Here is a 677-nt window from a genome sequence, read left to right as displayed (position 1 = left end):
AGGAATTGAACGATGACAAGAAAATAGAGGACAGGTATACCAATCTCGCACTGTAAAGGTCTGCAAGATCATTTGAGAAGATGTCAGGCGGAGCCGTCGAATCCCGATTTCGCAGACCAAAGGCTAGCGACCTTGATCGGTGTGAAGTTCCCCCTGTGAGCAGAACAGCCTGATACTGGGACGGATGGTCCCGGAGGAAGCAGTCACAGATAGTGAGCAAGAAGAGCAATACGAGTAAGCGGTACACGGCCGAGTTCAAGCGGGACGCGGTCGCGTTGGCGTTGTCCTCGGAGAAGACGGTCACCGAGGTCGCCCGTGACCTGGGCGTGAGTCCGGAGGGACTGCGGGGCTGGGTGAGGCAGGCGAAGATCGACCGGGGTGAGGGCCCGGCCGGGGCCCTGACCACCGCGGAGCGTGAGGAGCTGGTCCGGCTGCGCCGGAAGGTCCGCGAGCAGGAGGCCACGATCGACGTCCTGGGAAAAGCCACCGCCTTCTTCGCGCAGGACAAGAGCAGGTAGACACCACCGCACGGTGTCGCCTCATCGACGCGGAGAAGGCGTCCAAGGACAATCCGGCAGGTCACAGCGTCGCCTTCCTGTGCCGGGTCATGGGAGTGCCCCGCTCCACCTACTACGCGCACGTGGCGTCGCGGCCGGCCCGCGCCGTGCGCGACCGCG

1 protein-coding gene is annotated in these 677 nt (G+C 63.4%); it reads left to right on the top strand.

The window, feature by feature from the left end:
- The first annotated feature begins 212 nt into the window (after positions 1-212).
- The gene (locus I8J30_RS32650; RefSeq protein ID WP_209346217.1) at positions 213-518 is read left to right on the top strand and encodes a transposase; all 306 of its coding nucleotides are present in this window, start codon (positions 213-215) and stop codon (positions 516-518) included.
- Positions 519-677: the final 159 nt, after the last annotated feature.

The sequence above is a fragment of the Paenibacillus lignilyticus genome, from assembly GCF_017942085.1.
Taxonomy (GTDB): Bacteria; Bacillota; Bacilli; order Paenibacillales; family Paenibacillaceae; genus Paenibacillus_Z; species Paenibacillus_Z lignilyticus.
This window is presented reverse-complemented; position numbering and strand designations above follow the sequence as displayed.